We start from the raw sequence: 6,077 nt of genomic DNA, 5'->3' as shown, positions 1-6,077 counted from the left end.
CGCTGCGGCGGTTCGCGCGGGAGGTCGTCGAGCAGGGGACCTCGCCGCGACGGCAGGCCGAACTGCCCTACTGGGCGGGGGTGCTGGCCCCCGGGGCGGAGTTGCTGCCGGGCGCGGGTCGGACCGGTACCGTCGGGGCGGCGCGTGAGCACGAGGTCCGGTTGACGGGCGAGGAGACCAGGGCCCTGTTGACGGCGGTGCCCGCGGCGGCCGGGGCCGATGTCACCGAGGTGCTGCTCGCGGCGCTGCGGGTGGCGGTGGCCCGGCGTGGCGGCAAGCCCGAGGGCGACCTGCTGGTGGATCTGGAGCGGCACGGGCGCGAGGGCTTCGGGGACGGGCTGGACCTGTCCCGTACCGTCGGCTGGTTCACGGGACTGCATCCGGTGCGGCTGCCGGCGGCGGGCGATCCGCGGGAGGTCCTCGGGCGGGTCCGGGAGGCGGTGCGTTCGGCTCCGGACGCGGGCGCCGGGTACGGCATGCTGCGTTACCTCAATCCGCAGCTCGCCCCGGTCTTCGCCCGGCTCTCGGGTGCCCAGTTGCTGTTCAACTACTTCGGTCGACTGCCGGCGGACCAGGATCGGGACTGGGCACCCGCCGTCGAGGCGGACGCCTTGCGCGTGGGGCCCGACGCCGGGCTGGCGATGCCCTACGCGCTCCAGGTCAACGCCGTCTGCGCGGACACCCCGGCGGGTCCCGAGCTGCGTGCCACGTGGACCTGGCCGCAGGGCGAGGGCGGGGCGCTGACCGGGCAGGACGTGTGCGAACTCGCCGACGCCTGGACGGCGGCCCTGCGCGAGTTGATCGCCGGCGCCGGAACGGACGTCACCCGCGGGCTCCGGCCGGCGGACCTGTCGTTGGTGGACCTCGACCAGGGCGAGATCGACGTGGTGGAGCGGGCCTCCCCGGCGCCCGTCGCCGACATGTGGCCGCTGTCGCCGCTCCAGGAGGGCATCCACTTCCACGCCAGTTACGACACGTCCGCGCTGGACGTCTACACCGCCCAGGACTGCTTCGACTTCGACCGTCGCCTCGACGTCGACCGGTTGCGCGCGGCCTGCGCCACGCTGCTGGCCCGCCATCCGGCGCTGCGCACCGGCATCGTCGGCGACGGTCTGCCCGGCCCCGTGCAGTTCGTCTGCCCGCCGGACACGATCACGGCGCCGTTGGTCGAGACCGACCTGACGGGGCTCGACGAGGCGGCGCGGGAGGCACGGCTGGCGGAGATCTCCGAGGCGGACCGGTTGCTGCGGTTCGACCTGACGTCGCCCCCGCTGTTCCGGCTCCGGTTGATACGGCTGACCCCGGACACCGACCGGCTGATGCTCGGCCACCACCTGGTGGCCTGGGACGGCTGGTCGCAGTCCCTCTTCCTGGAGGAGCTCCTCGGCCTGTACGAGTCGGCGGGCGACGCCGCCGGGATGGGGACGCCGGGAAGCTACCGCGACTACCTGGCCTGGCTCGCCGGACAGGACTTCGACGCGGCGCGGGAGACCTGGCGCCGCGCCCTGTCCGGGCTCGCGGAACCGACGCTCGTGGCGCGGGAGCGCGGCGGCGAGCCGACGATCCCGCGCCGTCGCTCCCTCGACCTCGGCGCGGAGCTGAGCGAGCGGCTGCGCCGGTGCGCCCGGGAGCAGGGGTTGACCGTCAACGCGGTGCTGTCCGCGGCGTGGGCCCTGGTGCTGTCGGCGGCGGTGGGTCGCGACGACGTGGTGTTCGGCGCCACGGTGGCGGGTCGTCCGGCTGAGGTGCCGGGCGTCGAGTCGGCGATCGGCATGTTCTTGAACACCGTGCCGCTGCGGGTGCGGCTGCGGCCCGAGGAGAGCGTCCTGGAGTTGCTGCGCCGGGTGCGTTCGGAGCGGGTCGCGGTGATGGACCACGAGTACCTGGGGTTGGCGGAGCTCCAGCGGGCGGGCGGTCACGGGGTCCTGTTCGACACCTTGTACGTCCTGCAGAACTTCGCGGACGAGGACGGTTTCCGTCGGCTGACCGAACGGCACGGCATCACCGGTGTCGACAGTGTGGACGCCACCCACTATCCGATGACGTTGATCGTCAATCCTGCCTCGGTCGTCGGCGTGAAGCTGGAGTACCGCTCCGATCTGATCGACGACGAGCGGGCGGCGGCCACGCTGGAGCGGTTCCGGCTCGTGGTGGGCCGGCTGATCGACGGCCTCGCGGAGCGGGTGGCGGCGCTGGACCTGCTGCTGCCCGCGGAACGGGCCGCCCTGGACCGCGCGTCGACGGGTGACCTGCCGGTGCCGAACGAGACCGTCGCCGACATGCTGGCGGACCAGGTCGGCCGTACTCCCGACGCGGTCGCGCTGGTCTTCGGCGCGCGGGAACTCACGTACGCGGAACTGGACGCGCGGATCAACCGGTTGGCCCGGCTGCTGCTGGCGCGGGGGGCCGGACCCGAGCGGGTCGTCGCCCTGGCGCTGCCGCGTTCGATCGAGATGGTGGTGGCGCTCTTCGCGGTGCTGCGCACGGGGGCCGCGTACCTGCCGCTCGACCTCGACCATCCCGCCGACCGGCTGCGGCTGATGATCGAGGACACCGGGCCGCTGTGCGTGGTGTCCACGGTGGCCGTCGCGCCGACCCTGCGCGGGGAGGCGGGTCCGCTCGCCGTCGAGCTGGCGTTGGACGATCCGGCGGTCGTCGCCGAACTGGCCGCGCTGTCGGGCGGGGTGGTCACGGACGCCGAACGGCCGGCGTTCGCCCACACGGTCGCGGACCGGTTGGAGCACCCGGCGTACGTCATCTACACCTCCGGTTCCACCGGTCGTCCCAAGGGCGTCGTCACCCCGTACCGGGGGTTGACGAACATGCAGCTCAATCACCAGGTGGAGATCTTCGATCCGGCCATCGCCTCGGCGGGCGGGCGGCGGCTGCGGATCGCGCACACCGTCTCCTTCGCCTTCGACATGTCCTGGGAGGAGCTCCTCTGGCTCGTCGAGGGCCACGAGGTGCACGTGTGCGACGAGGAGCTGCGGCGCGACGCCGCGGCCCTGGTGGACTACTGCGACCGGCACCGGGTGGACGTGGTGAACGTGACGCCGACGTACGTCCAACTGCTCATCGAAGAGGGCCTGTTGGAGCGCGACGAGGCGACGGGCAGACACCGTCCCGCGCTGGTCCTGCTCGGTGGCGAGGCCGTGTCCGACGCGGTGTGGGGCCGGCTGGCCCGTACGGAGGAGACGTACGGCTACAACCTGTACGGTCCGACCGAGTACACGATCAACACGCTCGGGGGGTCCACCGCCGAGAGCGCCGGCCCGACCGTGGGCCGGCCGATCCGCAACACCCGCGGGCACGTGCTGGACGCGATGCTGCGGCCGGTCCCGCCGGGCAGCCCGGGTGAGTTGTACATCTCCGGCACCGGTCTGGCGCGCGGCTACCACGACCGGCCGGCGCTGACGGCGGAGCGGTTCGTCGCCGATCCGTTCGGGGCGCCGGGGGCGCGCATGTACCGGACGGGTGACCTGGTGCGACAGCGCCCCGACGGGTTGATCGACTTCCTCGGGCGGACCGACGACCAGGTCAAGATCCGCGGCTACCGGGTCGAGTTGGGCGAGATCGGCGCGGCCCTGTCCGAGCACCCGCTGATCGCCCACGCGGCCGTCGTGGTGACGGAACACGCGGGGAACAAGCGGCTGGTGGGGTACGTGGTGCCCGAGCCGGCAGCGGCCGAGGGCGGCGACACGCTGCTCACGGAGGTCCGCGAGCACCTCAAGACCGTCCTGCCCGGCTACATGGTCCCGGCCGCCCTGGTGGCCGTGGGAACCCTGCCGTTGACCGTGAACGGCAAGCTCGACGTACAGGCCCTGCCCGCACCGGACCTGGGCGGATCCGGTACCCGCCGGCCGCCGCGCACCCCCCGGGAGACGGTGCTCCGGGCGCTGTTCGCGGAGGTGCTCGGGCTGCCGGAGACCGCCGTCGGGATCGACGACTCCTTCTTCGACCTCGGCGGTCACTCCCTGCTGGCGACCAGGCTCGTCGGCAGGGCGCGCACCGCCCTCGCGGTGGAGCTGGCGATCCGGGACCTGTTCGAGGCGCCGACCGTGGCGGAACTGGCCGGGCGCGCCGAAGGGGGCGGGCCGGCGGGCCGGCCCGCGCTGACGGCGGGTGAGCGGCCGGCAGAACTGCCGCTGTCGCACGCCCAGCAGCGCTTGTGGGTGATCCAGCAGATCGACTCGGCCTCCGCCGCCTACAACTTCCCGCTCGTGATGCGGCTGCGCGGCCGACTCGACGTGGCGGCCTGGCGGGCGGCGCTGGCCGACGTCACGGCCCGCCACGAGGCCCTGCGCACGGTCTTCGTCACCCGGGAGGGCCTGGCCTTCCAGCGGGTGCTGCCCGCGGACGGGGCCCTGCCGGTGGTGGAGGTCGCCCCGGCGACCGAGGAGGAGCTGCCCGCCCTGATCGACACGGCGGTGCGCCGCCCGTTCGACCTCGCGGGGGAACTGCCGCTGCGCGCGACGGTCCTCACGGTCGGCGCCGAGGACCACGTGGTCGTCCTGCTGCTGCACCACATCACCACCGACGAGTGGTCGGACCGGCCCTTCCTGCGCGACCTGACCACCGCCTACGCCGCCCGGCTGGGCGGGGCGGCGCCGCACTGGGAGCCGTTGCCCGTGCAGTACGCGGACTACGCGCTGTGGCAGCGGGAGCTGCTCGGCGACGCCGCCGATCCCGGCAGCCTCGCCGCGCGGCAGCTGGAGTACTGGCGCGGCGCCCTGGAGGGGGCGCCGGAGGAGATCGAGCTGCCCGCCGACCGGCCCCGACCCGCCCGGCCCGTCTTCACGGGCGGTGAGCTGGACGTCTCGTTCGACGCGCGGGCGCACCGGGGGCTGCGCCGGCTCGCGAAGGAGCACAACGCGAGCATGTTCATGGTGGTGCACGCGGCCGGCGCGGGGCTGTTGCACCGGATGGGCGCGGGAGCGGACATACCGATCGGCTCGCCCATCGCGGGGCGCGGCGACGAGGCCCTGGACGACCTGGTGGGCTTCTTCGTCAATACGCTGGTGCTCCGGACGGATCTGGGGGGGGACCCCGCCTTCGGTGAACTGGTGGAGCGGGTGCGCGACACCGCGCTGGCGGCGTTCTCGCACGCCGACGTGCCCTTCGAGGCGGTGGTGGAGAGGCTCAATCCGACCCGCTCGCTCGCCCGCAATCCGCTCTTCCAGGTCATGGTCGGCTACCACCACCGCACCGGGGAGGACGCGGCCCTGCCCGGGTTGGCGGTGGAGTACGTGCCGTTCCGGATCACCTCGGCCAAGTTCGACCTCGTGTTCAGCTTCACCGAGCGCACGGGCGCCGACGACCCGGAGGCGGACGGACTCGACTGCCGGCTGGAGTTCGCCACCGAGCTGTTCGATCGCGAGGGCGTGGAGCGGCTGGGCGAGCGGCTGCGCCGGCTCGTCTCGGCCGTGGCCGTCGACCCGGCCCTTCCGGTGTCCCGCCTGGAGATCATGGACGCCGGAGAACTGCGTCTGGTGCGGGAGGAGTTCAACGCCACCGACCGGGTGGTGGACGAGCTGTCCCTGCCCGCGCTGTTCGCGGCGCGGCTCGCGGAGCGGCCCGACGCCCCGGCGGTGGTCGAGCGGACCACGACACTGGGTTACGCGGGTCTCGACGCCCGGTCCGACCGGATCGCCCGGCTGCTCGCCGCGCGCGGGGTGGGCGCCGAGAGCGTGGTCGGGGTGGCCGTGCCGCGCTCGATCGACATGGTCGCGACGGTGCTGGCGGTCCTCAAGCTGGGTGCGGCGTTCCTGCCGCTCGACCTCGTCCATCCCGCCGACCGGCTGGCCTACATGGTCGAGGACTCGTGTGCCGTCCTGGTCGTCGGAACCGAGTCCGTGGCGGGGAAGATCCCCGCGGTCGAGGGGGTCCCGGTGGTCCTGCTGGACGCCCCGGGCACGGCGGCCGAACTCGACGGACTGCCCGAAGGGGCCCCGGACCTGCCGGACGTCCCCCTGGACGGGGCCGCGTACGTGATCTACACATCGGGTTCGACGGGCCGCCCCAAGGGCGTGGTCGTCCCGCACGAGGGCATCTCCAGCCTGGTCGCCACGGCCGTGGAC

At 73.7% G+C, this 6,077-nt stretch carries 1 protein-coding gene; it reads left to right on the top strand.

Features of this window, described 5'->3' with window-relative positions:
- Nucleotides 1-6,077, top strand: a 6,077-nt coding sequence (locus ADK55_RS09170; protein ID WP_159041330.1) for a non-ribosomal peptide synthetase, incomplete at both ends; no start/stop codon positions are given.

Origin of the sequence: Streptomyces sp. WM4235, from assembly GCF_001279725.1 — a bacterium.
GTDB lineage: Bacteria > Actinomycetota > Actinomycetes > Streptomycetales > Streptomycetaceae > Streptomyces.
The sequence above is the reverse complement of the archived record's forward strand: the minus strand, read 5'-3'. Positions and strand labels throughout refer to the sequence as shown.